This window comes from Bradyrhizobium sp. IC3123, assembly GCF_020193625.1.
Lineage (GTDB): Bacteria > Pseudomonadota > Alphaproteobacteria > Rhizobiales > Xanthobacteraceae > Bradyrhizobium > Bradyrhizobium yuanmingense.
In genome coordinates this window covers 313,277-337,756 of the sequence record NZ_JADYVF010000007.1, presented here as the reverse complement: position 1 = coordinate 337,756, position 24,480 = coordinate 313,277, and the positions used below count along the sequence as shown (strand labels likewise).

29 protein-coding genes and 1 pseudogene are annotated in these 24,480 nt (G+C 65.0%); 22 read left to right on the top strand and 8 right to left on the bottom strand.

Annotated elements, in window-relative coordinates:
* Both I6F20_RS24235 and I6F20_RS24230 read left to right on the top strand, forming a co-directional pair.
* Positions 1-471: GyrI-like domain-containing protein (locus I6F20_RS24235; protein ID WP_225128101.1), on the top strand; the 471-nt coding region annotated here is incomplete at its 5' end.
* A gap of 5 nt (positions 472-476) precedes the next feature.
* The gene (locus I6F20_RS24230; RefSeq protein ID WP_225128100.1) at positions 477-1,181 is read left to right on the top strand and encodes an SIMPL domain-containing protein; all 705 of its coding nucleotides are present in this window, start codon (positions 477-479) and stop codon (positions 1,179-1,181) included.
* Between the two features lie 61 nt (positions 1,182-1,242).
* Here the strand turns inward: I6F20_RS24230 and I6F20_RS24225 are convergent, their stop codons facing one another.
* Together I6F20_RS24225 and I6F20_RS24220 are read right to left on the bottom strand one after the other, a co-directional pair.
* Positions 1,243-1,653 (bottom strand): hypothetical protein, encoded by a 411-nt coding sequence (locus tag I6F20_RS24225; RefSeq protein WP_225128099.1) that lies wholly within the window; start codon positions 1,651-1,653, stop codon positions 1,243-1,245.
* A 176-nt stretch (positions 1,654-1,829) separates the two neighbouring features.
* Positions 1,830-2,894 (bottom strand): MBL fold metallo-hydrolase, encoded by a 1,065-nt coding sequence (locus tag I6F20_RS24220; RefSeq protein ID WP_225128098.1) that lies wholly within the window; start codon positions 2,892-2,894, stop codon positions 1,830-1,832.
* A 454-nt stretch (positions 2,895-3,348) separates the two neighbouring features.
* Here I6F20_RS24220 and ffh point away from each other — a divergent pair, with 454 nt between their 5' ends.
* From ffh to I6F20_RS24185, 7 genes and pseudogenes are all read left to right on the top strand, one after another.
* Positions 3,349-4,899, top strand: a complete 1,551-nt coding sequence (ffh, locus tag I6F20_RS24215) for a signal recognition particle protein (protein ID WP_225128097.1) — start codon at positions 3,349-3,351, stop codon at positions 4,897-4,899.
* 100 nt (positions 4,900-4,999) lie between these two features.
* A complete protein-coding gene (gene rpsP, locus I6F20_RS24210; protein ID WP_025032875.1) occupies positions 5,000-5,332 on the top strand; it encodes a 30S ribosomal protein S16 in 333 nt (110 codons plus the stop codon).
* 9 nt (positions 5,333-5,341) lie between these two features.
* A complete protein-coding gene (gene rimM, locus I6F20_RS24205) occupies positions 5,342-5,884 on the top strand; it encodes a ribosome maturation factor RimM (protein WP_225128096.1) in 543 nt (180 codons plus the stop codon).
* A 149-nt stretch (positions 5,885-6,033) separates the two neighbouring features.
* Complete coding sequence (gene trmD, locus I6F20_RS24200) at positions 6,034-6,789, top strand: tRNA (guanosine(37)-N1)-methyltransferase TrmD (protein WP_225128095.1); 756 nt, start codon at positions 6,034-6,036, stop codon at positions 6,787-6,789.
* Between the two features lie 110 nt (positions 6,790-6,899).
* The gene (gene rplS, locus I6F20_RS24195) at positions 6,900-7,280 is read left to right on the top strand and encodes a 50S ribosomal protein L19 (protein ID WP_036008895.1); all 381 of its coding nucleotides are present in this window, start codon (positions 6,900-6,902) and stop codon (positions 7,278-7,280) included.
* 326 nt (positions 7,281-7,606) lie between these two features.
* Complete coding sequence (gene leuC, locus I6F20_RS24190) at positions 7,607-9,013, top strand: 3-isopropylmalate dehydratase large subunit (RefSeq protein WP_036024581.1); 1,407 nt, start codon at positions 7,607-7,609, stop codon at positions 9,011-9,013.
* Between the two features lie 90 nt (positions 9,014-9,103).
* Positions 9,104-9,312 (top strand): annotated as a pseudogene (locus tag I6F20_RS24185) (hypothetical protein).
* A 161-nt stretch (positions 9,313-9,473) separates the two neighbouring features.
* Here I6F20_RS24185 and I6F20_RS24180 read toward each other — a convergent pair.
* The 3 genes from I6F20_RS24180 to I6F20_RS24170 all read right to left on the bottom strand — a co-directional run bounded on the left by I6F20_RS24180 (position 9,474) and on the right by I6F20_RS24170 (position 10,764).
* Positions 9,474-10,013, bottom strand: coding sequence for a hypothetical protein (locus I6F20_RS24180; RefSeq protein WP_225128094.1), 540 nt, complete (start codon positions 10,011-10,013; stop codon positions 9,474-9,476).
* A 188-nt stretch (positions 10,014-10,201) separates the two neighbouring features.
* Complete coding sequence (locus I6F20_RS24175; protein ID WP_225128093.1) at positions 10,202-10,462, bottom strand: hypothetical protein; 261 nt, start codon at positions 10,460-10,462, stop codon at positions 10,202-10,204.
* A 26-nt stretch (positions 10,463-10,488) separates the two neighbouring features.
* The gene (locus I6F20_RS24170) at positions 10,489-10,764 is read right to left on the bottom strand and encodes a hypothetical protein (protein WP_225128092.1); all 276 of its coding nucleotides are present in this window, start codon (positions 10,762-10,764) and stop codon (positions 10,489-10,491) included.
* A 157-nt stretch (positions 10,765-10,921) separates the two neighbouring features.
* On the opposite strand from I6F20_RS24170, the gene I6F20_RS24165 reads away from it, so the two are divergent.
* From I6F20_RS24165 to I6F20_RS24150, 4 genes are all read left to right on the top strand, one after another.
* Complete coding sequence (locus I6F20_RS24165; RefSeq protein WP_036008911.1) at positions 10,922-11,320, top strand: metallopeptidase family protein; 399 nt, start codon at positions 10,922-10,924, stop codon at positions 11,318-11,320.
* Positions 11,321-11,490: 170 nt separating this feature from the next.
* Entirely contained in the window at positions 11,491-12,096 is a 606-nt protein-coding gene (gene leuD / locus I6F20_RS24160; protein WP_027573022.1) for a 3-isopropylmalate dehydratase small subunit, read from the top strand.
* Positions 12,097-12,175: 79 nt separating this feature from the next.
* Positions 12,176-12,961, top strand: a complete 786-nt coding sequence (locus I6F20_RS24155) for a glycosyltransferase family 32 protein (protein WP_036024535.1) — start codon at positions 12,176-12,178, stop codon at positions 12,959-12,961.
* A 237-nt stretch (positions 12,962-13,198) separates the two neighbouring features.
* Positions 13,199-13,618, top strand: a complete 420-nt coding sequence (locus tag I6F20_RS24150) for a hypothetical protein (RefSeq protein ID WP_036008979.1) — start codon at positions 13,199-13,201, stop codon at positions 13,616-13,618.
* Between the two features lie 9 nt (positions 13,619-13,627).
* On the opposite strand, the gene I6F20_RS24145 is transcribed toward I6F20_RS24150, so the two are convergent.
* Positions 13,628-14,401 (bottom strand): N-acyl homoserine lactonase family protein, encoded by a 774-nt coding sequence (locus tag I6F20_RS24145; protein WP_225128090.1) that lies wholly within the window; start codon positions 14,399-14,401, stop codon positions 13,628-13,630.
* Between the two features lie 11 nt (positions 14,402-14,412).
* Positions 14,413-15,306, bottom strand: coding sequence for an AraC family transcriptional regulator (locus tag I6F20_RS24140; protein ID WP_225128089.1), 894 nt, complete (start codon positions 15,304-15,306; stop codon positions 14,413-14,415).
* Between the two features lie 194 nt (positions 15,307-15,500).
* Between I6F20_RS24140 and I6F20_RS24135 the strand changes: the two genes are divergently transcribed.
* On the top strand, positions 15,501-16,256 hold the full coding sequence (locus I6F20_RS24135; protein ID WP_225113778.1) for an SDR family NAD(P)-dependent oxidoreductase: 756 nt from the start codon (positions 15,501-15,503) through the stop codon (positions 16,254-16,256).
* 378 nt (positions 16,257-16,634) lie between these two features.
* Positions 16,635-17,447 (top strand): Crp/Fnr family transcriptional regulator, encoded by an 813-nt coding sequence (locus I6F20_RS24130; protein WP_036024531.1) that lies wholly within the window; start codon positions 16,635-16,637, stop codon positions 17,445-17,447.
* A 41-nt stretch (positions 17,448-17,488) separates the two neighbouring features.
* Here the strand turns inward: I6F20_RS24130 and I6F20_RS24125 are convergent, their stop codons facing one another.
* The gene (locus tag I6F20_RS24125) at positions 17,489-18,370 is read right to left on the bottom strand and encodes an HpcH/HpaI aldolase/citrate lyase family protein (RefSeq protein WP_036008938.1); all 882 of its coding nucleotides are present in this window, start codon (positions 18,368-18,370) and stop codon (positions 17,489-17,491) included.
* Between the two features lie 101 nt (positions 18,371-18,471).
* On the opposite strand from I6F20_RS24125, the gene I6F20_RS24120 reads away from it, so the two are divergent.
* The 7 genes from I6F20_RS24120 to I6F20_RS24090 all read left to right on the top strand — a co-directional run bounded on the left by I6F20_RS24120 (position 18,472) and on the right by I6F20_RS24090 (position 24,453).
* Positions 18,472-19,113, top strand: coding sequence for a carbonic anhydrase (locus I6F20_RS24120; RefSeq protein ID WP_036008941.1), 642 nt, complete (start codon positions 18,472-18,474; stop codon positions 19,111-19,113).
* Between the two features lie 336 nt (positions 19,114-19,449).
* Positions 19,450-20,145, top strand: coding sequence for a tRNA (adenosine(37)-N6)-threonylcarbamoyltransferase complex dimerization subunit type 1 TsaB (gene tsaB / locus I6F20_RS24115; RefSeq protein WP_225128087.1), 696 nt, complete (start codon positions 19,450-19,452; stop codon positions 20,143-20,145).
* A complete protein-coding gene (rimI, locus tag I6F20_RS24110; protein ID WP_157285952.1) occupies positions 20,142-20,627 on the top strand; it encodes a ribosomal protein S18-alanine N-acetyltransferase in 486 nt (161 codons plus the stop codon). The genes tsaB and rimI overlap by 4 nt, the downstream gene beginning before the upstream one ends.
* A 39-nt stretch (positions 20,628-20,666) precedes the next feature.
* A complete protein-coding gene (locus I6F20_RS24105; protein WP_225128085.1) occupies positions 20,667-21,122 on the top strand; it encodes a Fur family transcriptional regulator in 456 nt (151 codons plus the stop codon).
* Between the two features lie 5 nt (positions 21,123-21,127).
* A complete protein-coding gene (locus I6F20_RS24100; protein WP_225128083.1) occupies positions 21,128-21,808 on the top strand; it encodes an HAD family hydrolase in 681 nt (226 codons plus the stop codon).
* A 190-nt stretch (positions 21,809-21,998) separates the two neighbouring features.
* Positions 21,999-23,393: a tRNA (N6-isopentenyl adenosine(37)-C2)-methylthiotransferase MiaB gene (gene miaB / locus I6F20_RS24095; RefSeq protein WP_225128081.1), complete on the top strand. Its 1,395-nt coding sequence runs from the start codon at positions 21,999-22,001 to the stop codon at positions 23,391-23,393.
* Between the two features lie 64 nt (positions 23,394-23,457).
* Complete coding sequence (locus I6F20_RS24090; protein WP_225113783.1) at positions 23,458-24,453, top strand: PhoH family protein; 996 nt, start codon at positions 23,458-23,460, stop codon at positions 24,451-24,453.
* Positions 24,454-24,480 lie beyond the last annotated feature (27 nt).

Sequence of the window (24,480 nt, the reverse complement as noted above, 5' to 3'; positions counted from 1 at the left end):
GTTCAGACCGCCGATCCCTTCGGCCTCGAGACCACGCTCGAGCCGAAGAAGGTCGTGATGGTCAAGGGCACCGCCAATTGGGACTCCGCCTTCGACACGCTGATCGACGCCTTCAAGGCGTTGACCACGCTGCTCGACAAGCAGGGCATCAAGCCATCGGGCAATTCGATGATCGTCTACACCTCGACGGACGATACCGGCTTCACCTTCCTTGCCCAAATCCCGGTCGATCAGGACCCGAAGAACCTGTCCAAGGACATGAGCATCGGCAAATCGCCTGAAGGAAAGGCGCTGAAATTCGTCCATCGCGGCTCCTACGACAACATGGACAACACCTATGAGGCGATCACCAACCACCTCGACGACAAGAGGCTGGAAGCCAAGGACACCTTCATCGAGGAGTACCTCACCGATCCCCTGAAGACGTCCGAGGACAAGCTCGTGATCAATGTTTACGTGCCACTGAAGTGAGACTGATGAAAAAGCCTGCCCTACTTGCCGCCGTCCTCGCCATCACGCTGCTCGCCGCACCCGCGCGCGCCGAGGATTTTCCCTCCGCAATCTCGGTGAGCGGCGAAGCCTCCGTATCCGCGGCGCCCGATCTCGCGCAAATCGATGCAGGCGTCGCCAACGACGCCAAGACGGCGAAGGAGGCTTCCGATGCCAACAACGCCGCGATGGGCAAGGTGCTGCTGGCGCTGAAGGGCGCAGGCATCGCCGAGAAGGATTACCAGACCTCGCGACTGTCGCTGCAGCCGCAATACGGCCAGAACAAATCCACCGGCGCCTCGCCGGTGGTCGGCTTCCGCGCGAGTAACCGCGTCACCGTCAAGATTCGCGACGTCACCAAAGTGGCCGGCATCATCGACACGCTGGTTGCCGCCGGCGCCAACGACATCGGCAATATCTCGTTCGAGGTGACGCAGGCCTCGAAGCTGCTGGATGGCGCGCGCGAGCAGGCGGTGGCCGATGCGCGGCGCAAGGCGGAGATTTATGCCAAGGCTGCCGGCGTCACGCTGGGCGCGCCGCTCAGCGTCACCGAGGGCGGCGGCCCGGTGCCGCTGTTCAAGGGCCGTATGGCCGAACGGATGGCCGCAGCCCCACAGGCCGCGGTCGCGCCGGGCGAGGAGACGCTGACGGTGACGGTGAATGTGAGCTGGGCGATCAAGCAGGGGCAGTAGCCGCTTCGTAAGAGGCGCATCGCCGCAACACCAATGGGCCGGCGATAGCATTGTTGCCCGATCAATCATTCACGCTGATATCAGTAAAAAGGAACCCCGCCGGCGTCTTGGTAAAGACGAAGATGAGCTCGCCGCAGAAGACGAAGTAACTGTCGTTCTTATAGTCATCGCGATCGTAGACGGCCTTGCCGCGCTGGATACACGCGCGATTTTTCGCCGTGAACGAGGTCCGATAGGTCTTGGCGCCAAATTGCGCGGCGTCGCGAATTGCGTTGTCGTTCATGAACGGCAATCGTGTCATACCGGCGACGGCGGCGGAATCGTTTGCCTTCAGCGCCGCGCGAAACTTCTCGATGAAGCCATCGAATTCCTTCTGCAAAACAGGAGAAGCGACGGCATCCTTCGCCTGCGCGACGGCCGGAGCAAGGTTCACGAGAGCGGTTGCAAGCACAATTCTCAGCAAAAACCCCACAGGCCGGCTCCATCCATCGATTAATAAAGGTCTTCCGACCAAAAGAAATCCATGGTGTTTTGTTGCGTCATGGGCTTTCTGGTTCAACGGCGCAGAGCCGCACGCACTCGTCGCTATGGGGGCAAAGCGGACATTGCTTTCGTCGCATCAAGCCGCCGGGTTTATGGATACACGACCTAAATCTCCACCACCTGCCCCGGCAGCATCGCCACGAACCGCTCCTGCGGAATCTTCGCGGCATCGAGCGCTTCGACCAGCGCTTTCGCCGGCGCGTCGATGGCCTCGTCCGTCAGCTGGAACGTGCCGTGATGATGGCCGAGCGCTTGCTCCGCGCCGCAATCGGCCAGCGCCTTCACCGCGTCTTCTGGGTTCATGTGCTGATCGCGCATGAACCAGCGCGGCTCGTAGGCGCCGATCGGGAGGATCGCCAGGCGCAGCTTGCCGTGCTTCTCGGCGACGCGGCGGAAATGGCGGCCATCGCCGTAGCCGGAATCGCAGACCACGTAGATCTTCCCGGCCGGCGTCTCCAGGACAAAGCTCGCCCACAGCGCCTTGTTGCGGTCGAACAGGCCGCGCGCGGTCCAGTGCCTTGTCGGCACCAGATGCACCGCGACGCCTTCGCCGAGCTCGACGCGGTCGTGCCAATCGAACGCTTCCACCTTGATCGTGGAATCCCAGCTGCGCACGGTGACGTCGTTGCCGAGCGGGGTGACGACGCGCGGGGCGAAATTCTTGGTGAGCCGCGACAGCGTCGCGATGTCGAGATGGTCGTAATGGCCATGCGAGACCAGAACGACGTCGATCTTCGGCAGCTTCTCGAAGGCGATGCCGGGGTCGTTGTGCCGCTTCGGCCCGGCGAAGGCGACCGGCGAGACCCGCTCCGACCAGACCGGATCGACCAGGATGTTAAGGCCGCCGGCCTGGATCAGCCAGCTGGCATGGCCGACGAAGGAGAGCCGCACCTTGTCGCCGTCGACACGCGCCGGAGGTGTGTCGGCGTGCGGGCTGGGCGCCCAATCCGGCCAGGTCGCCCGCTGCCGCTTGCCGCCGAGTTGCCAGCGCAGCACCTCGCGCAGCGATTTCGGCGGCGCCCCGTCCGGATCGAAGAAGGTCAGGCCGTCGAAATGGTCGGAGGCGGGACCGTCATAGGTTTTCATGCGGGATATCCAGAGGGAGGAAACGCCGACCAGCGCACCTGCTCCGGCAAGCAATCCGAAAAGGCGGCGGCGGGTGATCGGCACGGCGAGCTTCTAGGGATGGTCAGAGGGTGAAGGCATCACTGCCTATATGGGCGGGGCTGGCGGAAAAGGAACCTGCGACCAAAAGGATCACGTTTTCAGAACCTTGCCTTACCAAGGGCGGGCCGACACCCTAACTTTCCTTGACTTTTGAGCGGGAGCGGCGTTTAACCCGGCCACTTTCTCGGAAAGGCTTTCTTTTCGACCCGCCGACCGGCCTTGAGGCCGGAGGTCAACGCCCGACAGCGCTGTGCGCCCTCGGGCGCAAAGGTGTTTGGAAGATGCTTATCCAGGAAGGTGTCATCGCCCGACTTGATCGGGCGATCCAGTATCCCAGAGGCGGCTCGGCTTGAACTGAGGTGCTGCGGCGTACTGGATGCCCCGCCTTCGCGGGGCATGACAGCGGTGAGTTACGGAGCGCTCTTCCCATCGGGAAGACAGCAACAGGACAACGGCATTGTTCGACAATCTGTCGGAACGGCTTGGTGGCATTCTCGATCGTCTGACGGGGCGCGGTGCGCTGACCGAAAAGGACGTCGACGCCGCGATGCGCGAGGTGCGCCGCGCGCTGCTGGAGGCCGACGTCGCGCTGGAAGTCGTGCGCAGCTTCACCGAGCGCGTGCGCGAACAGGCGATCGGCGCCACAGTCGTCAAGTCGGTCACCCCCGGCCAGATGGTGGTGAAGATCGTCCATGACGAGCTGGTCAACACGCTGGGCGCCGAAGGCCAGACCATCGACGTCAATTCCGTGCCGCCGGTGCCGATCATGATGGTCGGCCTGCAGGGCTCCGGTAAGACCACCACCACCGCCAAGCTCGCCCGCCGCCTGGTCCAGCGCGACAAGCGCAAGGTCTTGATGGCCTCGCTCGACGTCTACCGTCCGGCGGCGATGGAGCAGCTGGCCGTGCTCGGCCGCGACCTCGACATTCCCACTTTGCCGATCGTTGCCGGCCAGCAGCCGCCGCAGATCGCCAAACGCGCGCTGGAAGCCGGCAAGCTCGGCGGCTACGACATCGTGCTGCTCGACACCGCCGGCCGCACCACGCTCGACGAAGAGATGATGGCAGAGGCGGCCGCGATCAAAGCCGCGGCCAATCCGCATGAAGTGCTGCTGGTTGCGGATTCGCTCACCGGCCAGGACGCCGTGAACCTGGCGCGCTCGTTCGATCAGCGCGTCGGCCTCACCGGCATCGTGCTCACACGCGTTGACGGCGACGGCCGCGGCGGCGCCGCGCTGTCGATGCGCGCCGTCACCGGCAAGCCGATCAAGCTGATCGGCACCGGCGAAAAGACCGACGCGCTGGAAGACTTCCACCCGGATCGTATCGCCGGCCGCATCCTCGGCATGGGCGACGTGGTGTCGCTGGTCGAGCGCGCCGCCGCCAATATCGACGCCGAGAAGGCCGCACGCACCGCCGAGCGCATGCGCAAGGGTCAGTTCGACCTCAACGACATGCGCGAGCAGCTGCTGCAGATGGCCAACATGGGCGGCATCAGCGGGCTGATGGGCATGATGCCCGGCATCTCCAAGATGAAGAACCAGATCGCGGCCGCCGGCATCGACGACAAGATCCTGAAGCGTCAGGTCGCAATCATCGATTCCATGACGCGCGAGGAGCGGCGTCATCCGGACCTCTTGAAGGCCAGCCGCAAGAAGCGCATCGCGGCCGGCAGCGGCCAGAGCGTCGAGCACGTCAACAAGCTGCTGAAGATGCACCGGAACATGGCCGACGTGATGAAGGCCATGGGATCGGGCAAGCGCGGCCCGCTCGCCGGCATCGCACAGGCGATGGGCTTCGGCGGCGGCATGAAGATGCCCTCGCCGGAAGAGATGAAGGCGCTGCAGGAGAAGATGCAAGGCGCGGGCGGCGGACAAGGCCTGCCGAATCTGCCGAAGGATCTGCCGCCGGGCCTTCGCACCGGCCTGCCCAACCTTCCCGGATTGACCGGGCTGAGCGGCAAGCCGACGCTGCCGGGCCTCGGCGGTTTCCCCGGCAAGAAGAAATGAGGAATTCGTCGCACAGGATCATCAGCATCTCGCGCGGCGCGGAATACCAATCGACCGAACAAAACGTACTTTGCAAAACCACACTTTCAAGGAGAACTGAATGTCCGTCGTTATCCGCCTCGCCCGTGCAGGCACCAAGAAGCGTCCCGTCTATCACGTCGTCGTCGCCGATTCGCGCTTTCCGCGCGATGGCCGCTTCATCGAGCGTCTCGGCCATTTCAATCCGCTGCTGCCGAAGGACAACGAGACCCGCCTCAAGCTCGACATGGACAAGGTGAAGGCCTGGCTCGCCAAGGGCGCGCAGCCGTCGGACCGCGTCGCGCGTTTCCTCGATGCCGCCGGCGTCAAGAAGCGCGAAGCGCGCAACAACCCTGAGAAGGCCGTGCCGCGCAAGGAGCGCAAGGCGCAGGCCGAAGCCGCCGCCAAGGCGTAAGGCCGGATCATGTCGGCGCTGGTCTGCGTCGCGCGGATCGGCGCCGCGCATGGTGTGCGCGGTGCGGTCAAGCTGTGGACCTTCACCGAGGATCCCTTTGCCGTCCGCCGCTACGGTCCGCTGTCGACCAAGGACGGCAGGCGCCAGTTCGAAATCGCGCAGGTGCGCGAGGCCAAAGATCATCTGGTCGCGACATTCAAGGGCGTCGCGACCCGCGATGAGGCCGAGCGCCTCAACGGCATCGAGCTCTACGTCCCGCGCGAAAAACTGCCCGCGACGGACGAGGACGAATATTACCACACCGATCTGATCGGGCTTGCCGCGATCACAACTGATGGCGATGCGCTCGGTCGGGTGCTCGCGATCCATAATTTCGGCGCCGGCGACATCATCGAGATCGCGCCGCCCAAGGGCCCGACGATGCTGCTGCCGTTCTCCAACGCGGTGGTGCCGGAAGTCGACCTCAAAGGCGGCCGCGTCGTGATCGCGTTGCCGCAGGAGATCGAGGGGGACGACGAGGGCGACGCTCCATCCACGGGTCGTCCCGCCTAGTGCGCAAAGCGCACGGGGGCGGGGACCCATAACCACAGGCCGGAATTTTTCGCTAAGCTGATCGCTCCAGCTATCGCAAAACGGGCTGCGGTGGTTATGGGTCCCGGGCTCGCGCTTCGCGCGCCCCGGGACGACGAGATTAGGATGCAATGACCAATCCCTCACCCTGGCGCGCGACGGTGCTGACGCTGTTTCCGGAGATGTTTCCGGGGCCGCTCGGCGTGAGCCTCGCCGGCCGGGCGCTCGCGTCCGGGCTGTGGCAGATCGAGGCGCGCGACATCCGGGCCTCCGCTACCGACCGCCATCGCAGCGTCGACGACACGCCTGCCGGCGGCGGCCCGGGCATGGTGCTGCGGGCGGACGTTCTGGCCGCGGCGATCGATGCTGCCGAAATCGGGCAAGACCTGTCAAAAGCGCGGCCGCGCCTGCTGATGAGCCCCCGGGGTCGGCCATTGACCCAGGCGCGCGTCACCGAGCTCGCCCGAGGCCCCGGCCCCCTGATCGTCTGCGGGCGGTTCGAGGGGGTGGACCAGCGGGTGATCGACGCGCGCGGCCTGGAGGAGGTCTCGATCGGCGATTACGTGCTGTCCGGGGGCGAAATCGCAGCTTTAGCCCTGATCGACGCCTGCGTCCGGCTGCTGCCGGGGGTGATGGGCAAGGAAGCCTCCGGAACCGAGGAAAGCTTTTCGGACGGCCTGCTGGAGTACCCCCAATACACCCGCCCGCAGCTGTTCGAGGGGGTTCCGATCCCTGCTGTCCTCACCTCCGGCGACCACGCCAAGGTGGCCGCCTGGCGGCGGGCCAAATCCGAGGCCCTGACGGCCGCCCGGCGCCCGGATTTGTGGGAAAAGGCCGCGAATCGGGGGAGCGGCCAAAAAACGCCAAAAACCAAGACAGACGGGTGACAAACGCTCCGGCTTGCCTTATAGGAGCGGCCAAATCCGCAATGGCTGGATAGACGAATTTTGCGCAGCCCCCCGTTTCCAGGGCTGGGCGCGCCGATGGAGATTTACCCATGAACCTGATCAAGCAGCTCGAGCAGGAGCAATTCGACAAGCTGTCGGCCGGCAAGGACATCCCGGAATTCGCCCCCGGCGACACCGTGATCGTCAACGTGAAGGTCGTCGAAGGCGACCGCACCCGCGTGCAGGCCTATGAGGGCGTCTGCATCGGCCGTTCCGGCGGTGGCCTCAACGAGAGCTTCACCGTGCGCAAGATCTCCTATGGCGAGGGCGTCGAGCGCGTGTTCCCGCTGCTCTCCCCGATGATCGACTCGATCAAGGTGGTGCGCCGCGGCAAGGTGCGTCGCGCCAAGCTCTATTATCTCCGCAATCTTCGCGGCAAGTCGGCCCGCATCGTCGAGAAGCAGGACCGCGCTGCTGCCGTCGGCGAGTAAGCTTTCGCCACCAGGCAGGTCTTTCGAAAGCGCGGGGCTCGGCTCCGCGCTTTTTTGTTGCGTCAGCCGTGCGCGTCAAAGCACTCGCGCTTCCAATTCGGCCTGCTATATATTCCTAGAATGTTTCCAGATCTGACCAGCTTCGCCCCCATCCAGCGCATCGTCATCGACGATCGCTCGCGGCTGCCTGGCCGGTTCTTCGGACGCTTCGCGACCTCGGCAACGTCAGAGCTTAGCCGCGCAGCCTAAAAGCTGCGCTGACGATTTTGTTGCCCGCGCGGTCTGCCGCGCTCATCGCTGACACACATTCTCCGGAGCTCGAGCTCATGTCCAAGCCGACCACCCTGTACGACAAGATCTGGAACGACCATCTGGTGCACGAAGCCGAGGACGGCACCTGCCTGCTCTACATCGACCGCCATCTGGTGCACGAGGTGACCTCGCCGCAGGCGTTCGAAGGCCTGCGCGCCACGGGGCGCAAGGTCCATGCGCCCGAGAAGACGCTCGCCGTCGTCGACCACAACGTGCCGACCACCGACCGCACCAAGCCGAATCCCGACCCTGAAAGCATCGAGCAGATCAAGGCGCTGGCCGAAAACGCCAAGGAGTTCGGCATCGAATATTATAACGAGTTCGACAAGCGTCAGGGCATCGTCCACGTCATCGGCCCCGAGCAGGGCTTTACGCTGCCCGGCACCACCATCGTCTGCGGTGACAGCCACACCTCGACGCATGGCGCGTTCGGCGCGCTCGCGCACGGCATCGGCACCAGCGAGGTCGAGCACGTGCTGGCGACGCAGACGCTGATCCAGAAGAAGGCCAAGAACATGCGCGTCACCGTCGACGGCAAATTGCCGGATGGCGTGACGGGCAAGGACATCATCCTGGCCATCATCGGCGAGATCGGCACCGCCGGCGGCACCGGCTACGTGCTGGAATATGCCGGCGAAGCGATCCGTGCGCTCTCGATGGAAGGCCGCATGACGGTCTGCAACATGTCGATCGAAGGCGGCGCGCGCGCTGGCCTCGTTGCGCCCGACCAGAAGGCGTTCGACTTCCTGCGTGATCGTCCGAAGGCTCCGAAGGGCGCGGCCTGGGACGCGGCGATGCGCTACTGGGAGAAGTTGCGCTCCGATGACGGCGCGCATTTCGACCACGAGCTGCGCCTCGATGCGGCAAAGCTGCCGCCGATCGTGACCTGGGGCACCTCGCCTGAAGACGTGATTTCTGTCACCGGTATCGTGCCCGATCCTGATAAGATCGCGGACGAGGCCAAGCGCATCTCCAAGCATCGCGCGCTGAAATATATGGGCCTGACGGCGGGCACGAAGATCACCGACATCAAGCTCGACCGCGTCTTCATCGGCTCCTGCACCAACGGCCGCATCGAGGACCTGCGGGCCGCGGCGAAGATCGCCGAAGGCAAGACCGTGTCGGCGAACGTCAACGCCATGGTCGTGCCGGGCTCCGGCATCGTGAAGGAGCAAGCCGAAGCCGAGGGTCTCGACAAGATCTTCATCAAGGCCGGCTTCGAATGGCGCGAGCCGGGCTGCTCGATGTGCCTTGCCATGAACCCGGACAAGCTGAAGCCGGAAGAGCGCTGCGCCTCGACCTCGAACCGCAATTTCGAAGGCCGCCAGGGTTTTAAGGGCCGCACCCATCTGGTGTCGCCGGCGATGGCGGCAGCGGCGGCGATCGCGGGCCACTTCGTCGACGTCAGGGACTGGCGCTAAGCTGGTTCCTGCAATTGTAGCAATCGCGGCAAAGCGTCGTTAATCGACGGCGCCGACGATGTCCTCGCGACGGTTTCGCGAGGACACGTCATGGCCAACAAGCCGGAATATGTCGATCTCATCAGCGAGGCCACGCGCCAGCACCGGCGACGCGCGCCGCCGTTGCGCATCGTCGCCAAGCCGGAGGTCGAGGAGATCTCCAAGCTCAGCCGCTGGCCGCCGGCGATGTTCAAGCAATGAAGCTGGAGAACCTGATGCGGTGGAAAGCTTCGTCGTGGAAGCTGAAGGATTGGCTCTAACCAGTCTCTCCGTCATGCCCGGGCTCGTCCCGGGCATCCACGAACTCTCTGCGCAAGCCCCAAGAACGTGGATGGCCGGGACATAGGCGAGCGGAAGCGACGCCGTCCTTCGGACGGCTATGCCCGGCCATGACGAATGCAGAGCCAGCAATTCACTCACGTCACCAATAGCGGTACGGATAGTGCCACCGCGGCCAGTGGCAGACGCGGCGCGGGCCGTAATAGGTCCAGATGATCCGGCAGCGGCGCGGATAAGAGTAGGAAGGATAGTAGCCGCCGACATAATAGGGCCGGTAGAAGTGACGATGCCGGAAATGGGGGCGGTGATGGCCCCAGTGCCGGTGGACCCCGCCATATCCGCCGTGGCGAAAGCCGCCATGGCGATGGATGCCGATATGTCTGTGGTGAAAGGCCGGCGCGGCGCGGAAGCCACCGCCGTGGAAACCGCGGCCGATATGCCCGCCGCCGCCGCGAAAACCGCCGCCGTGAAAATGCCCGCCGCCATGTCCGCCGTGCCCGCCACGGCGAACCTGCGTGACGAGATCGTCGGTCGCGGCCTTCGTCATCGGCGACGTCGCCGGATTGATCAAGGTGAGCGCCTCAGCGCGGCGCACGCTGCCGGCCGACAGCATCAGCGTCGCGGCGGCCGCAAGCCCGAGCAAGCGCACCGAGCCGACCCGGCGGCCCAACATCCTCAGCATGGAATCCTCCCTGAATCCGGACGGCAGAGCTGCGACGTCTCCGCCGCGCCATTGCCGTTCAATTGCGGTCGCTCCCGAGATCAAGTTGCGGACAGCGATGTGAACGCGCCATGAATGAACGAGGCACAGCGCCGCGCTGCGACGCCGTGCCTCGCGCGATCGCAAAGCCGACGGTCCAAGGCGGCGCCTTACCAGAAGGGCCCATAGGTGAAGACGAACGGCGCCGGCACGCCATAGGGATAGGGACGGTAATGGACAGGGCGCGCGTAGTAGCGCGGATCACGGCGCACGGCAGGCCGTGCGATGTCATAGGTTCGCGCGTGTCGTCGCACATCGAAAACCGCGATTCCCGCCGATGCCTCCGGGACCGTCGCCCTTGGCGCGGCGGATGCGCGAGGCAGCCCAGTGGCCAGCGCGACGGCAAAGGCCCATGCGATCCATCTCGCCATCACACCCTCACGCGGTCGCCGCGAAGTCAGCCCCGGCGCCAGTAGCAGCTCACGCGCGGCACGATCACCGTGCCGCTCGGCCGGTACTCCTGCACATAGGTGGCATTGCAGACGCGGACCGCGTCGGGGCCGGGATTGTAGCGGGGATAGACGCCGTCCGGGCTGTAATAGGGCGTGATGCGCAGGCGCGGCCGCTTGCGCGGCGGGGGGACATCGTCCGGCGAGACCAGTTGGGCCATCCGGATTTCGGAACTGGCGGCCTGCGCCTCGGCGCCGACGCAAAGCTGCGAAAACAACCCCATGCACAGTAGAACCAGCGCTGTTTTCGCTCGCATTTTCCCGCCCGCCTGAAACGTCCCGTTTGAGGGCCCCACGCTCCCCGTTTTGGCGGCGCCCGTCAACCTCGCCGCGCTTATAAAGCCAGATGCATCAGCGGGAAACCCGCGCTAAGAGGTGCTCATGTGGACGGAATTGAAAGCCCCTTCGCTGGCCGAAATGGAGGCGATGGCTCACGACGTGTTCGAGCGCCTGCCGGCGGAATTTCGCAAGCTTTGCGCGGGCGTGATCGTCCGCGTCGACGACTTCCCGACCGAGGAGGTCCTGGACGAGATGGAATGCGAGAGCGAGTTCGACCTGCTCGGCCTGTTCCAGGGCGTCGGCCTGCCCCAGCAGAGCTTTGGCGACGTGGCACGGCTGCCCAACATGGTCTGGCTCTACCGCCGCCCGATCCTGGATTATTGGGCCGAGCACGACGAAAGCCTCGGCCACATCGTCCGCCATGTCCTGATCCACGAGATCGGCCACCATTTTGGTCTGTCGGACGATGATATGGCCGCGATTGAGGCTAAGGCGGAGTAGGACGCTCTCGGTCCACCTCTCACCACCGGGGAGAGGTGAAATCCCGATGCCGCGCCAGTTCGGCTTCAAACCCCCTACGGCAGACTAGCCCTGCCGAATTCGGCCTAGGATTTCCGGCCCGATCGCGATAAATAGCCGGTTCCCTGAACCACGTGCGGGAAAGCGCAACCATGGACAAGTTCACCACGCTGGAAGGCGTCGCGGCGCCGCTGAAGATCATCAATGTCGACACCGACATGATCATTCCGAAGCAGTACCTCAAGACCATCAAGCGCACCGGACTTGGCAAGGGGCTCTTCTCCGAGCAGCGCTACAAGGACGACGGCAGCGAGAATCCGGATTTCGTGCTCAACCAGCCGGCCTATCGCAACGCGAAGGTGCTGGTCGCCGGCGACAATTTCGGCTGCGGCTCGAGCCGCGAGCACGCGCCCTGGGCGCTGCTCGACTTCGGCATCCGCTGCGTGATCTCGACCTCGTTCGGCGACATCTTCTACAACAATTGCTTCAAGAACGGCATTCTGCCGATCCGCGTGTCGCAGGAAGACCTCGACAAGCTGTTCGATGACGCCGAGCGCGGCGCCAATGCGACGCTGACGATCGACCTGCCGAACCAGGAGATCCGCGGCCCCGACGGCGGCAAGGTCAAGTTCGAGATCGACCCGTTCCGCAAGCACTGCCTGATCAACGGCCTCGACGACATCGGCCTCACCATGGAGAAGAAGGCCTCGATCGACTCCTACGAGGACAAGCTCAAGCGCGAACGCGCCTGGGCCTGATCGCAAGTTTTTGTTGAGCCCCGGTGCCGCAAGCGCCGGGGCTTTTTCTTTGTTCTGATTATCCCTTATGACTTCCCGCATGCTGCCCGAGATCGTCACCTTCTGGCATGGCCCGATGGACGCGCTGCGCCAGACCTGTCTGCGCTCGCAATTGGCTGCCGGCCACAAGGTCACGGTCTACAGCTTCGACACTATTCCCGGATTGCCGGCCGGCGTCGCGAATGCCGAGGCCGAGGCGATCCTGCCGCATGCGTTCTCCGAACGCCTGCGCCCGCCGCAGCCGGACGGCAGCTGGCGCGACTGGACCATTCTGCAGTTCAGCGACTTCTTCCGCATGAAGCTGATGGCGAAGGGCCTCGGCCTCTGGCTGGATGCCGACGTGCTGCTGTTGAGGCCGGTCGAGATCGATCCGGCCAAACCGTACTTCGCCTGGGAGCGGCCGCGCCAGCTCGGCAATTCCGTGCTCTATCTGCCGCCCGCGCACGGCATCGTTGCCGCCTTCGCGGAGCTGATGGAGCAGGAGGAGCTGACGCCGAACTGGCTGTCGCTGCGCCATCGCATCACCTTCATGATGCGCCGTTTGCGCGGCGGCTCGAACCGGCTCTCGGATGTTCGCGTCGCGATCTACGGGCCCGCGGCACTCACCGCGCTCGCGCGCCGCACCGGCGAGCTGCAGAACGCATTGCCGAAGCAATCGTTCTATGCCGTGCATGCCGAGCCAAAGCTGTTCTTCGATCCCTCGAGCTATCTTGGCCTGGTCACCGACCCCGCCATCATCGGCCTGCACATCTCGCCGAAGGGACGCGGCGGCGAGAAGCCGATTCCCGGCAGCCTGTATGCGTGGGCGGCGGAGAGATTCAGGTAGCTGCGGCGCAGGAGGTGCGCTCCCTCTCCCGCTTGCGGGAGAGGGTCGGGGAGAGGGTATCTCCGCAATGGGACAATCCCCCAGAGGAAAGAGCCCTCACCCGCGCCTTCGGCGCGACCTCTCCCGCAAGCGGGAGAGGTCGGCAACCCCGCTCTTTCCTGTTTGATCCAGCGCAACGCGCTTCTGCATCATTGTGCTTATCTCGCTCCAATTCCGACCGTCCGAATGGAGCTTTCCATGAGCACCGCAACCAGGCCCTACCCCATCGTCCAGGATCTCATCGAGTCCTTCGCGAACTGGGTGAAGCACCGCCGCGAGATCAACGAAATGCGGCAGCTCGACCGCGCCGATTTCGACCGGATCGCCAATGATCTCAGGATCGCGCCGGACGATCTGGAGGAGCTGGTCCGTCATGGCCGGCACGCCGCCGACGAGCTGCCGAAGATGCTCGAACAGCTCGGCATCAGCAGTGAGGCGCTCGGCCGCGCGCAGCCGCTGCTGCTCCGCGACCTCGAGCGGGTCTGCTCGCTCTGCAATCACAAGGGACAGTGCGACCGCGATCTCACTGAGGGCACCGCCGCGGAGAATTACCACGGCTATTGCGCCAACGCCTCGACCCTGGAGACGCTCGAGCGTGCCGACCTCGTGCCGCGGTGAGGCATTGCGCTACTCGATCCATTTCGGCGCGTAAGCCATCCCCTGGCTTTGCGCCGTATCGTGATTGATCCAGATTTCGGCGTTCTCGACGCGTAGCAGCTCGACCACCTTGGCCATCGACGCAACCGTCGCCTGCGGGTCGGCATTGAACGACGGCACGCGCATGTGCCGGAGGTTCTCCCGGTTGTGCGCGACGTCACCGCTCAGCAGCACGGCGCCGCGCCGCGGCAGCTTCACCAGCAGCGAGCAATGCCCGGGAGTATGGCCGGGCGTGAAGATCATGCGCACCGCGCCGTCGCCAAATATGTCGTGGTCGCCATCGACAATCTCGAAAGGCCGCTCCTGCAACGCCTCGTAGTGCGGCAGTGAGTAGCCGAACTCGTCGGGGTCAGGTCCGAACATGGCTTCGAACTCGGCCCGTTGAGCGATCCATCTTGCGTTTTCGAACAGGTCGACATTTCCGATATGATCGAAATGCGCGTGAGAGAGGAGGATCGTGCCGATATCGCGGGGCCGCACCCCGATTTCATCCAATTGGTCCGCGATGGGACGACGCACGATGCCGCGTATGCCGTGTGCGATGATGCGCCCTTCCGGATACTTCGCCAGCTCATCTGCTATTCCCGTATCCCAGATCAGCCACTCGCCGCGGTGACGAATGAGATAGGCATTGCAGCTCAATGTCATGGGAATGCCGACATTGATGCCGGGAGAATAGATCGAACCGTCTTCGACCTCAGCAATGCCTCCGTCGAGGATGTAGATCCTGTCGATCGTCGCCATGTGAGAACTCTTCAAGCCGCCGATTCGACGCGCCGCTTCGCCTCGCGCATGTCGCGCCCAGGCGGCATGCCGAACAATCGGCAATATTCCCGCGTGAACTGCGTGACGCTTTCGTAGCCGACCCGATGAGAGGCGGTCGCGATGCTCGCGCCATCGGCCAGCATGGTGCGGCGCGCCTCGATCAGGCGCAGCTGCTTCTGGAACTGAAGCGGGGTCAGCGAGGTGATGCTGCGAAAGTGCAGGTGAAAGGCCGAGTGGCTCATCCCCGCGGCCTTGGCGAGCCGGTCGACACGCAAAGGCTTGGCATAGTCGGCGCGAATGATCGCAACCGCACGGCCGATCCGCTGCGCATGGCTGTCGGCCATACCGAGCGCCCTGATGGCACCCCCGTGCCGACCGGCCAATAGCCAATAATGCAGCTCCCGCAGCACTTGGCTCTGGAGGATCGAGGCGGATGAGGGCCGATCGATCAGGCGCAACAACCGCAGCGCCGCATCGCTCACATCCCGCTCCGTCGGCTCGACCCGAAGCGGCTGCGACGGAACATAAGGCGCGGCCCCCATCTCGACGACCAGCCCCTCGATGACGATGGGATCGAGCTCGACGACGAGCGACAAATAGGGCACCGCGGCTGTGGCGCGCGTGATCTGGCTGACCGTCGGCACGTCGCTCGAGATCACCAGCGAATCGCCCGCACCCAGGTCGAACGACGTGGCGCCGACCGCAACACGCTTGGCACCTTGCAGCACCAAAGCGACCAGGGGCTTGGCGATCGCAAATTGGAGCGCGCTCGGCGCGGTCTCACGAATGATCGAGATGCCTGCGAAAGGCGTGCACGCAAGGCCTTTGCCGTCGGCGTGAGCTGCGGCGTAACGGCTGGCGATCTGGAGCAGCGTTTCGGTCACGGGCCCAATCTAGGCCGCGCCAAGCATGCCGGCAATTGCCGAGGGGCGATCGGGCAAGAAGACGGGAGTTTCAGGCAAGGCTGCCGCCGGCCGCATTCCTGGAGGATTGGGCAAGACGATCGGAGCATCCGGCAACACCGGATGCTCGATCACAGGCAGAAAGGCCCCACCGAAACTTCACGAGGAAGCCTCAAATGCCCACCATTTCGCTCGTCACCGGCGCCAGCCGGGGCCTTGGCCGCAATACCGCAATCGCCATCGCGCGTCACGGCGGCGACGTCATCGTGACCTATCGCAGCGGCGCCGCCGCCGCCCGCGAGGTCGTCACCGAGATCGAGGCGCTCGGCCGAAAAGCGGTCGCGCTCCAGCTCGACGTCACCTCCGTATCGACCTTTCCGGCGTTCGCCGCAAAAGTCGCGTCGGCGCTGGCGGAGCATTGGCACGCCGACAAGTTCGATCATCTCGTCAACAATGCCGGCCAGGGCGAAATGGCCGCCATAGCCGAGACGACGGAGCAGCAGTTCGACGCACTCTTCGACACCCATGTCAAAGGGCCGTTCTTTTTGACGCAGGCCTTGCTGCCGCTGCTTGGCGACAATGGCCGGATCGTCAACTTCTCGAGCGGGCTGACGCGCGTGTCTTTCCCCGGCTTCTCGGCCTATGCCGCCGCCAAGGGCGCCATCGAGGTTCTGACCGTCTACATGGCAAAAGAATTCGGCGAGCGCGGCATCACCGCCAACGTCGTAGCGCCGGGCGCGATCGAGACCGACTTCCTCGGCGGCGCCGTCCGCGACATGCCGGATTTGAACAAGCAGTTCGCGCAAATGACCGCGCTTGGCCGCGTCGGTGTGCCCGACGACATCGGGCCGATGGTCGCGAGCCTGCTCGGTCCGGAGAATCGCTGGGTTACGGCCCAGCGCATCGAGGTGTCCGGCGGCCAGACGATCTGAGTGCGGCGGCATTGGCGCACTCCGTCGCGAGGCGACGGAGTGTGCGAGCCCTCAGCGCTTCCGCATCACCGCGATCGCATCCGCGATTTCGTCACCGCTACCGTCACCGAGAAAGACCCGACCATCTGCCGGACCGCTGATGGCAGCGTACAGCAGAGCTTTCGCTTGTGCGCATCGTCGGATGGCAACGGGCGTAAATAGTATGACTGTTTGCGCGGCGAGGATGCGGGGAAAGCTCACCGCAAATATCCGTGCTTGATCTCGATTATTAGCTCTGTTTGGATCGCTGCCGTTCCGCAATTCGCATTTCGGATAATCATGGCGAATGAAACAGATGCTTCCCGTCGTTCGTTGGGTGCTCGTTCAACAGAGGACACCGTGACTGCCCACCGCAAGGGCATCGGGAATCGGCTATTGGCGGCGCTGCCGCCGGCGGATCTCGCTTTGCTGACGCCCCACTTCCAGAAGGTCTCGTTCGAACCCGATGCCGTCCTGGTGCGATCGGGCGACGAACTCGACCCCGTCTATTTTCCCCATAGCGGCGCGATCGCCTTCATGCTCGATATGCCGGACGGGCAAACGGTCGCGACCAGCTTGATGGGACGCGAAGGCGCTTTGGCCTCGTTCTCCGTGCTCGGCCCCTCGCCTTCATCCGTGACCGCGATTGCCCGCACAGCCGGCACTGCATCGGTGATTTCCGCCGCCAAATTTCGCGCTGCCCATGCGCAAAGCGCAGCGATCAGGAATGTCGTGCAGGTCCACGCCCGCGCCGTGTTGCTGCAGCTCCAGCATGTCGCCGCTTGCAACGCGCTGCACCGGGTGGATGGCCGCATGGCGCGGTGGCTCCTGCAGCTTCACGACCGCGTTCCCGAGGACCTGCTTCCGGTGACGCAGGAGGCGCTGGCGCAACTGGTTGGGGTCCGGCGGACGACGGTGACTTTGACGATGAGCAAGCTACGCGAGGCCGGCGCCATCCCGTCCGAGCGGCGCGGGTTTGTCGAGATCCATCGGTCGCGGCTCGAGAGGATCGCATGCGATTGCTATGCGCTCATGCAGCGCACGATCGATCGAATGTATTGCCAGGAATTGGCGGCGCCGCAGCCTGCCGATGCGCGGTTCCGGCAAAGCGCCATCGCCGCCTCCCACGGCGCAGGCGGTGAATTCAAAGCCGTTTCGCGGGCGGGACGATAGAGTGCAAAACCTGCGGCGCGTGGAGAAGTGGATCTCGCGCCTCAGCCCTTCCCCATCGCAGCGATCGCGTCCGCAATCGCGATCGTGCGCCGGGCCATGTCGGCGTGCAGGCGTTCCACCATCGCACCATCCAGGCGGATCGCGCCGCGCGAGGCGTTCTCCGGCAGTTCGAACGCCGCGATGATTTTTCGCGCGCGGGCGACTTCCTCCTCAGGCGGGGTGAAGATGGCGTTGCAGGCGTCGATCTGGGAGGGGTGGATCAGCGTCTTGCCGTCGAAGCCGAGATCGCGGCCTTGCGCGCATTCGGTGGCGAAACCGTCGGAATTTGCGATGTCGCTGTAGGGGCCGTCGAGGATCTCGAGGCCGTGCGCGCGGCTCGCCAGGATGCAATGGGTGATCATCGGGATCATCGCGGCGCGGCCCGGCAGCATCCGGATCCGCGTCTCGCGCGAGATGTCGTTGGGGCCGAACACGAAGCCCGAGAGACGGCGCGAAGGATCGCGGCCGGCGGCGGCCAGTTCCTCGGCATGCAGCACGGCGCGCGCGGTCTCGATCATGGCCCAGACTTTGACGGTCGGCGCGGCGCCGAGCTCGGCCAGCTTGCGGCCGATGGCGTCGAGATCCTCGACGCTTGAAACTTTTGGAACCAGGATGCCGTCCGGCGAGGCCTTGGCGGCCATGGCGGCGTCATCTGGCCACCAGGGCGTATCGAGGCCGTTGGTCCGGATCAGGACCTCGCGCCTGCCAAAACCCTTGGCGGCGATCGCCGCCGCAATGCCGTCGCGCGCCGCCGCCTTGGCCTCCGGGGCGACGGAATCCTCGAGATCGAGGATCAGGCCGTCGGCGGCGAGATTGCGCGCCTTTTCCAGCGCGCGCGGGTTGGAGCCGGGCATGAACAGATGGCTGCGGCGCGGGCGGGTCATGCTGGCGTTCCTTCCTGGTCTATCGTCCCCCAGGCGATAGCATTTGGCCTGCCCATTCGAAAGGCTTGTCGGTCTTGGCGGTATGTGATTAGGCATGGGCCATGACGACATTCCCGACGCACTTGCTGGAAGGCTACAAGGCCTTCGCCACCCAGCGGCTGCCGACCGAGCAGAACCGCTATCGTGAGCTCTCGGTCAAAGGGCAGTCGCCTGAGACCATGGTGATCGGCTGCTGTGACTCCCGGGTCTCCCCCGAGGTGATCTTCGACGCGGGGCCGGGCGAGCTCTTCGTCGTCCGCAACATCGCCAATCTGGTGCCGACTTATCAGCCTGACGAAGGCGCGCACGGCGTCTCGGCAGCGCTGGAGTTTGCGGTGACAGTGCTGAAGGTGAAGCACATCGTGGTGCTCGGCCACGCCCAATGCGGCGGCATCCGTGCCTTCATCGACAAGATCGAGCCGCTCACGCCCGGCGACTTCATCGGCCGCTGGATGCAGATGTTCATCAAGCCGGGCGAGGTCGTGGAGCAGCGCGAGCACGAGACCATGGCGCAATTCGTCGAGCGCATCGAGAAGGCCGCCGTGTTCCGCAGCCTGGAAAACCTGATGACCTTCCCGTTCGTCCGCAAGGCCGTGGAGAGCGGCCGGATGCAGACCCACGGCGCCTATTTCGGCGTGGCGGAGGGATCGCTGTTCGTGCTGGACAAGGCGACCAAGGAATTCAGGAACGCACGCGAGGGATAATCCTGCCCACCCTGCGAAATGCGGGGCTATCGCATATGATTTGTGGCAGCGGCCTGCGCGCACGCCTCGTCCTTCGAGACGGCGCTTACGCGCCTCCTCAGGATGAGGCTAGTCAGCATCAGTGCTCCTTGAAACTGTTGCCGCGCACTCCGCCCTCATCCGGAGGAGCCCGCCCCAGCGGGCGTCTCGAAGGATGGCCAGGGAAAAACTCTCAAATGCGATAGCCCTCCTTGCGCAATAGGGCATATCGGAAGTGCAAATCCTGCCTGACGAATGGCGGAGAGGCGCCTGGTTCGCTAGAGTGTTCTCCATTCGCCACTCGCCATTTGCTCCATCATGCTGATCCTTGCCATCGATACTGCGCTCGAAGCCTGCGCGGCCGCCGTTCTCGACACCGACGCCGGCGAGCTCCTCGCACGGGAATCGCAGCTGATGACGCGCGGCCATGCCGAGGCGCTGATGCCGATGATCGCGCGCGTGATGCAATCGGCCGGCCTTTCCTTCACCTCGCTCGACCGCATCGCCGTCACGGTCGGGCCCGGCAGCTTCACCGGCCTGCGCGTCGGCATCTCGGCGGCGCGGGGCCTTGCGCTGGCGGCGAAACGGCCGGCGGTCGGGCTGACGACGCTGTCGGCCTATGCCGCTGGGGTCGTCGCCAAGAGCGGAACGGTGCCGGTGATCTCTGCGATCGATGCGCGGCACGATCGCGTCTATTTCCAGATCGTCGCCGGCGATGGCAGCCAGCTGGTGCGGCCGGCTGTCGCCTCCATCGACGCGGCCATCGCGGCCTCGCAATTCGGCGCGCCGCACCTGGTCGGCAATGCCGCCGGGATCCTCGCAGGTCGCTGGCCGAAGGACGGACCGCAACCCGTCGCGGTCGACGCGCAGCCCGCGCCCGACATCAGCTGGGTCGCCTGGCTCGGTGCGGCGGCCAATCCCGACACCAATCCGGCGCGGCCGTTCTATCTGAAAGCGCCCGACGCCAAGCCGGCGGCATCGACGCCACTCGCAGCACAAGCCGCGACCTCATGATGAGATGGCTGTCGGAGTGGTGGCGCGGCGGCACCGCCGCCGTCGAGCCCGCGACCATGCGCGATGCCGCGCGCCTCGCGCAGCTGCACGGCGCCTCCTTCGCGCACGGCTGGGGCGAAGGCGAGTTCGAGAGCATGATGAGCGAGCGCAACACGCTGGTGCATCGCTTGCGGCTCGGCCGCAAGACGATCGGCTTTGCGGTGTCGCGGATCGGCGCGGACGAAGCGGAGATTCTCTCGATCGCGGTGGACGGGGCTTATCGCGGCCGCGGGCTATCCCGCACGCTGCTGATGACCCATCTCGGCCACCTCGCCGGGCGCGGCGTACGCACCATATTTCTGGAAGTGGAGGAGAACAACCAGCCGGCGCGGCGGCTTTACGATCGAGCCGGATTCGTGGTGGTCGGACGCCGCGATCGCTACTATAAGCAGCCCAACGGGGAACAATTGAACGCCCTTCTGATGCGGCGTGACTTGTCGTAACATCGGCGGCAGAAAGCGCCCGCCCAGGCAGACAACGCTATGACCACACTGAAACATTCTTCTGTGTCCAAGACATCCGAGATCGAGGCGCGCTGCGCCGCAACGGGCATGCGCATGACCGAGCAGCGCCGCGTCATCGCCCGCGTGCTGGCCGAAGCGATTGATCATCCCGATGTCGAGGAACTCTACCGGCGCTGCGTTGCGGTCGACGACAAGATCTCGATCTCGACGGTCTATCGCACCGTGAAGCTGTTCGAGGACGCCGGCATCATCGAACGCCACGATTTCCGCGAGGGCCGCGCGCGTTACGAGCAGATGCGCGACAGCCATCACGACCACCTCATCAATCTGCGCGACGGCAAGGTGATCGAGTTCACCTCGGAGGAGATCGAGAAACTGCAGGCGGAGATCGCCCGCAAGCTCGGCTATCGCCTGGTCGACCACCGGCTCGAGCTCTATTGCGTCCCGCTCGACGACGACAAGCCGACGAATTGAGTTTAGTGCCCATCGATCTCATCATCTTCGATTGCGACGGCGTGCTCGTGGACAGCGAGGTGATCTCCTGCCGGGCGCATGCGGACGTGCTGACGCGCCACGGCTATCCGATCACGTCGGAGCAGGTGTTCGCGCGCTTCCTCGGCCGCTCGACAAAGCAGGCCAATCTCGAGATCGAGACCGAGCTCGGCCGCAAGCTGCCCGAGGCCTATCACGGCGATCTCCAGGACGAGCTGTTTCGCGCATTCGAAGCCGACCTCGAAGCGATCCGCGGCATCCACGACGTGCTGGATGTCGTCACGCAAGCCGTCTGTGTTGCTTCCAGCGGCTCGCATCAGCGCATGCGCGTGAGCCTCGGGAGCACCGGGCTGTACGAACGCCTCGCGCCAAACATCTTCTCGGCCTCGCAGGTGACGAACGGCAAGCCGGCGCCGGACCTGTTCCTGTTCGCGGCGAGCCAAATGGGCGTGCCGCCCGAGCGCTGCGTCGTGATCGAGGACAGCCTGGCCGGCATCGCCGGCGCCCGCGCCGCCGGCATGACGGTTTTCGGCTTTTACGGGGGCAGCCATTGCCGCGACGGCTATGCCGAAACTCTGCGCCTGGCCGGCGCCGACCTGCTCTTTGCCGACATGCATCAGCTGCCCGAGCTGGTCCGGCGGGTCGCGGCGGACGCTCTGGCGGGCTGATGTTGCCCCGAACCGTCATTCCGGGGCACGCGCGACGCGCGTGAACCCGGAATCTCGCAGTAAAACCTCTGGATTCCGGGTTCGCGCCGGCGCGCGCCCCGGAATGACGGGCGGAAATGGCTCCATTCGCTGGATTTTCGGCCCTGCAGCCTATATCTGAGGGCCGTCCTCCAGCTCCATTTCGGGTTCCATGACGCCGCCGCGCAAGCTGCACATCAAATCATATGGCTGCCAGATGAACGTCTACGATGCCCAGCGCATGGTGGACACGCTGGCCCCGGAAGGATTCGTGGAGACGGCGAGCGCGGAGGATGCCGACCTCGTCATCCTCAACACCTGCCATATCCGCGAGAAGGCCTCGGAGAAGGTCTATTCCGAGCTCGGCCGGCTACGCGTCGCCAAGGACGAGGCCGCGCGTGCAGGCCGCGCGATGCAGATCGCGGTGGCGGGCTGCGTGGCGCAGGCCGAGGGCGAGGAGATCGTGCGGCGCGCGCCTGTCGTCGACGTCGTGGTGGGACCGCAGAGCTATCATCATCTGCCGGAGCTGTTGAAGCGCGCCGAGGGCGAAGGCCGCGCGATCGAGACCGAATTTCCCGCCGCGGACAAGTTCGGCTTCCTGGCCCAGCCGAAGCCGGACGCGATCCGCGCGCGTGGCATTTCCGCCTTCGTCACGGTGCAGGAAGGCTGCGACAAGTTCTGCACCTTCTGCGTCGTGCCCTATACGCGCGGCGCAGAGGTGTCGCGCCCCGTCGCGAAGATCGTCGAGGACGTGAAGCGGCTCGCTGACAACGGCGTGCGCGAGCTCACGCTGATCGGGCAGAACGTCAACGCCTATCACGGCGACGGACCGGACGGAAAAACCTGGCCGCTCGGCCGGCTGCTCGAACATCTGGCGGCGATTCCCGGCATCGCGCGGCTGCGCTATTCGACCAGCCACCCCCGCGATGTCGACGACAGCCTGATCGCGGCCCATCGCGACCTCGGTGCCCTGATGCCGTTCGTGCACCTGCCGGTGCAGTCGGGCTCGGACCGCATTTTGGCGGCCATGAACCGCAAACATACCGCCGATGATTACCGGCGGGTCATCGACCGTTTTCGTACCGCACGCCAAGACATTGCTTTTTCATCGGATTTCATCGTCGGCTTCCCCGGCGAGAGCGAGCAAGATTTTCTCGCCACCCTCGCGCTTGTCACGCAAATCGGCTACGCTGCGGCCTATTCGTTCAAATACTCCGCCCGGCCGGGAACGCCGGCCGCGGATATGCAGGAGACGGTGTCCCCCGCCGAGATGGACCAGCGATTGGAGCGGCTCCAGGAACTGATCGACAGCCAGCAATCGGCCTTCAACAAGGCCGCGATTGGCTCAACGGTCGACGTGCTGTTCGAGCGTCCGGCGCGCAAGGAGGGCCAGATCGTGGGCCGCACCGCCTACCTCCAGCCCGCCCACGTAATGGCCGCGCCCGACATCATTGGACAGATCCTGCCTGTCAGAATCGACAGCCTCGAGCGCTACAGTTTTCTCGGCGAGCTCGTGATGCCGCGCAAGGCGCGCGAGCCCGCTTTATCGCAAGCCAGTGGAGCCTGAACCCTTGCCCAAAAGCGCATCGGATTCGTCTTCGTTCGCTCCCAGCCGCAAATTTGACCGCGACATGCAAGTTCCGCCCGAGACCCAGGTCGTCATCGACTTCGACGACAACCGCGCCGCTTCCGCGCTGGTCGGCCCCTACGGCCAGCACCTGGCGCAGATCGAGCGGCGGCTCGGCGTCATCGTCGATTCCAAGGGCAACCACATCACCATCGGCGGCACCCGCGACGGCTGCGACGCTGCGCGCCGCGTGCTGGAGATGCTCTACGCGCAGGCCGCGAAGGGGCACGATCTCGACCAGGGCGAGGTCGAGGGCGCGATCCGCGCCGTGATCGCGCAGGGCTCGCTGTTCGAGTTCGACGCCAAATCGGCCAAATCGATCTTCGACAGCATCAACTTGCGCAAGCGTCCGGTGCGGGCGCGCACCGCCGCGCAGGATTCCTACATCCGCGCGCTGAAGCGGCACGAGCTGGTGTTCGGCATCGGCCCCGCCGGCACCGGCAAGACCTGGCTCGCCGTCGCGCATGCCGCGCAGCTGTTCGAGCGCAAGGAGGTCGACAAGATCATCCTGTCGCGCCCGGCGGTGGAAGCCGGCGAGCGGCTCGGCTTTTTGCCCGGCGATCTCCGCGAGAAGGTCGATCCTTATCTGCGGCCGATCTATGATGCGCTCTACGACCTCATGGATGCGCGCATCGTCGAGCGCGCGCTGCAGACCGGCGAGATCGAGATCGCGCCGCTCGCCTTCATGCGCGGCCGCACGCTGACCAACGCCGCCATCATCCTGGACGAGGCCCAGAACACCACGTCGATGCAGATGAAGATGTTCCTGACGCGTCTCGGCGAGAACAGCCGCATGATCGTGACGGGCGATCCCTCGCAGATCGACCTGCCGAACGGCCAGACCTCGGGCCTGGCCGAGGCGACCCGCCTCCTGAGCGGCGTCGAGGGCATCGCCCAGGTTCATTTCAAGGCGGAGGACGTGATCCGCCACGAGCTCGTGGCGCGGATCGTCGCCGCCTATGAAGGGCCGCCGCAGCGGCCGGCCACCGGTCAATCCTGACGAGGCAGCACCGGACCAAACAGGGCG

Excerpts from the sequence above, each read along its gene's own strand:
- I6F20_RS24230 (WP_225128100.1), top strand. The coding sequence starts at position 477 with ATGAAAAAGCCTGCCCTACTTGCCGCCGTCCTCGCCATCACGCTGCTC.
- rpsP (WP_025032875.1), top strand. The coding sequence starts at position 5,000 with ATGTCCGTCGTTATCCGCCTCGCCCGTGCAGGCACCAAGAAGCGTCCC.
- rimM (WP_225128096.1), top strand. The coding sequence starts at position 5,342 with ATGTCGGCGCTGGTCTGCGTCGCGCGGATCGGCGCCGCGCATGGTGTG.
- trmD (WP_225128095.1), top strand. The coding sequence starts at position 6,034 with ATGACCAATCCCTCACCCTGGCGCGCGACGGTGCTGACGCTGTTTCCG.
- rplS (WP_036008895.1), top strand. The coding sequence starts at position 6,900 with ATGAACCTGATCAAGCAGCTCGAGCAGGAGCAATTCGACAAGCTGTCG.
- leuC (WP_036024581.1), top strand. The coding sequence starts at position 7,607 with ATGTCCAAGCCGACCACCCTGTACGACAAGATCTGGAACGACCATCTG.
- I6F20_RS24180 (WP_225128094.1), bottom strand. The coding sequence starts at position 10,013 with ATGCTGAGGATGTTGGGCCGCCGGGTCGGCTCGGTGCGCTTGCTCGGG.
- I6F20_RS24175 (WP_225128093.1), bottom strand. The coding sequence starts at position 10,462 with ATGGCGAGATGGATCGCATGGGCCTTTGCCGTCGCGCTGGCCACTGGG.
- I6F20_RS24170 (WP_225128092.1), bottom strand. The coding sequence starts at position 10,764 with ATGGGGTTGTTTTCGCAGCTTTGCGTCGGCGCCGAGGCGCAGGCCGCC.
- I6F20_RS24165 (WP_036008911.1), top strand. The coding sequence starts at position 10,922 with ATGTGGACGGAATTGAAAGCCCCTTCGCTGGCCGAAATGGAGGCGATG.
- leuD (WP_027573022.1), top strand. The coding sequence starts at position 11,491 with ATGGACAAGTTCACCACGCTGGAAGGCGTCGCGGCGCCGCTGAAGATC.
- I6F20_RS24155 (WP_036024535.1), top strand. The coding sequence starts at position 12,176 with ATGCTGCCCGAGATCGTCACCTTCTGGCATGGCCCGATGGACGCGCTG.
- I6F20_RS24150 (WP_036008979.1), top strand. The coding sequence starts at position 13,199 with ATGAGCACCGCAACCAGGCCCTACCCCATCGTCCAGGATCTCATCGAG.
- I6F20_RS24145 (WP_225128090.1), bottom strand. The coding sequence starts at position 14,401 with ATGGCGACGATCGACAGGATCTACATCCTCGACGGAGGCATTGCTGAG.
- I6F20_RS24135 (WP_225113778.1), top strand. The coding sequence starts at position 15,501 with ATGCCCACCATTTCGCTCGTCACCGGCGCCAGCCGGGGCCTTGGCCGC.
- I6F20_RS24125 (WP_036008938.1), bottom strand. The coding sequence starts at position 18,370 with ATGACCCGCCCGCGCCGCAGCCATCTGTTCATGCCCGGCTCCAACCCG.
- I6F20_RS24120 (WP_036008941.1), top strand. The coding sequence starts at position 18,472 with ATGACGACATTCCCGACGCACTTGCTGGAAGGCTACAAGGCCTTCGCC.
- tsaB (WP_225128087.1), top strand. The coding sequence starts at position 19,450 with ATGCTGATCCTTGCCATCGATACTGCGCTCGAAGCCTGCGCGGCCGCC.
- rimI (WP_157285952.1), top strand. The coding sequence starts at position 20,142 with ATGATGAGATGGCTGTCGGAGTGGTGGCGCGGCGGCACCGCCGCCGTC.
- I6F20_RS24105 (WP_225128085.1), top strand. The coding sequence starts at position 20,667 with ATGACCACACTGAAACATTCTTCTGTGTCCAAGACATCCGAGATCGAG.
- miaB (WP_225128081.1), top strand. The coding sequence starts at position 21,999 with ATGACGCCGCCGCGCAAGCTGCACATCAAATCATATGGCTGCCAGATG.
- I6F20_RS24090 (WP_225113783.1), top strand. The coding sequence starts at position 23,458 with ATGCAAGTTCCGCCCGAGACCCAGGTCGTCATCGACTTCGACGACAAC.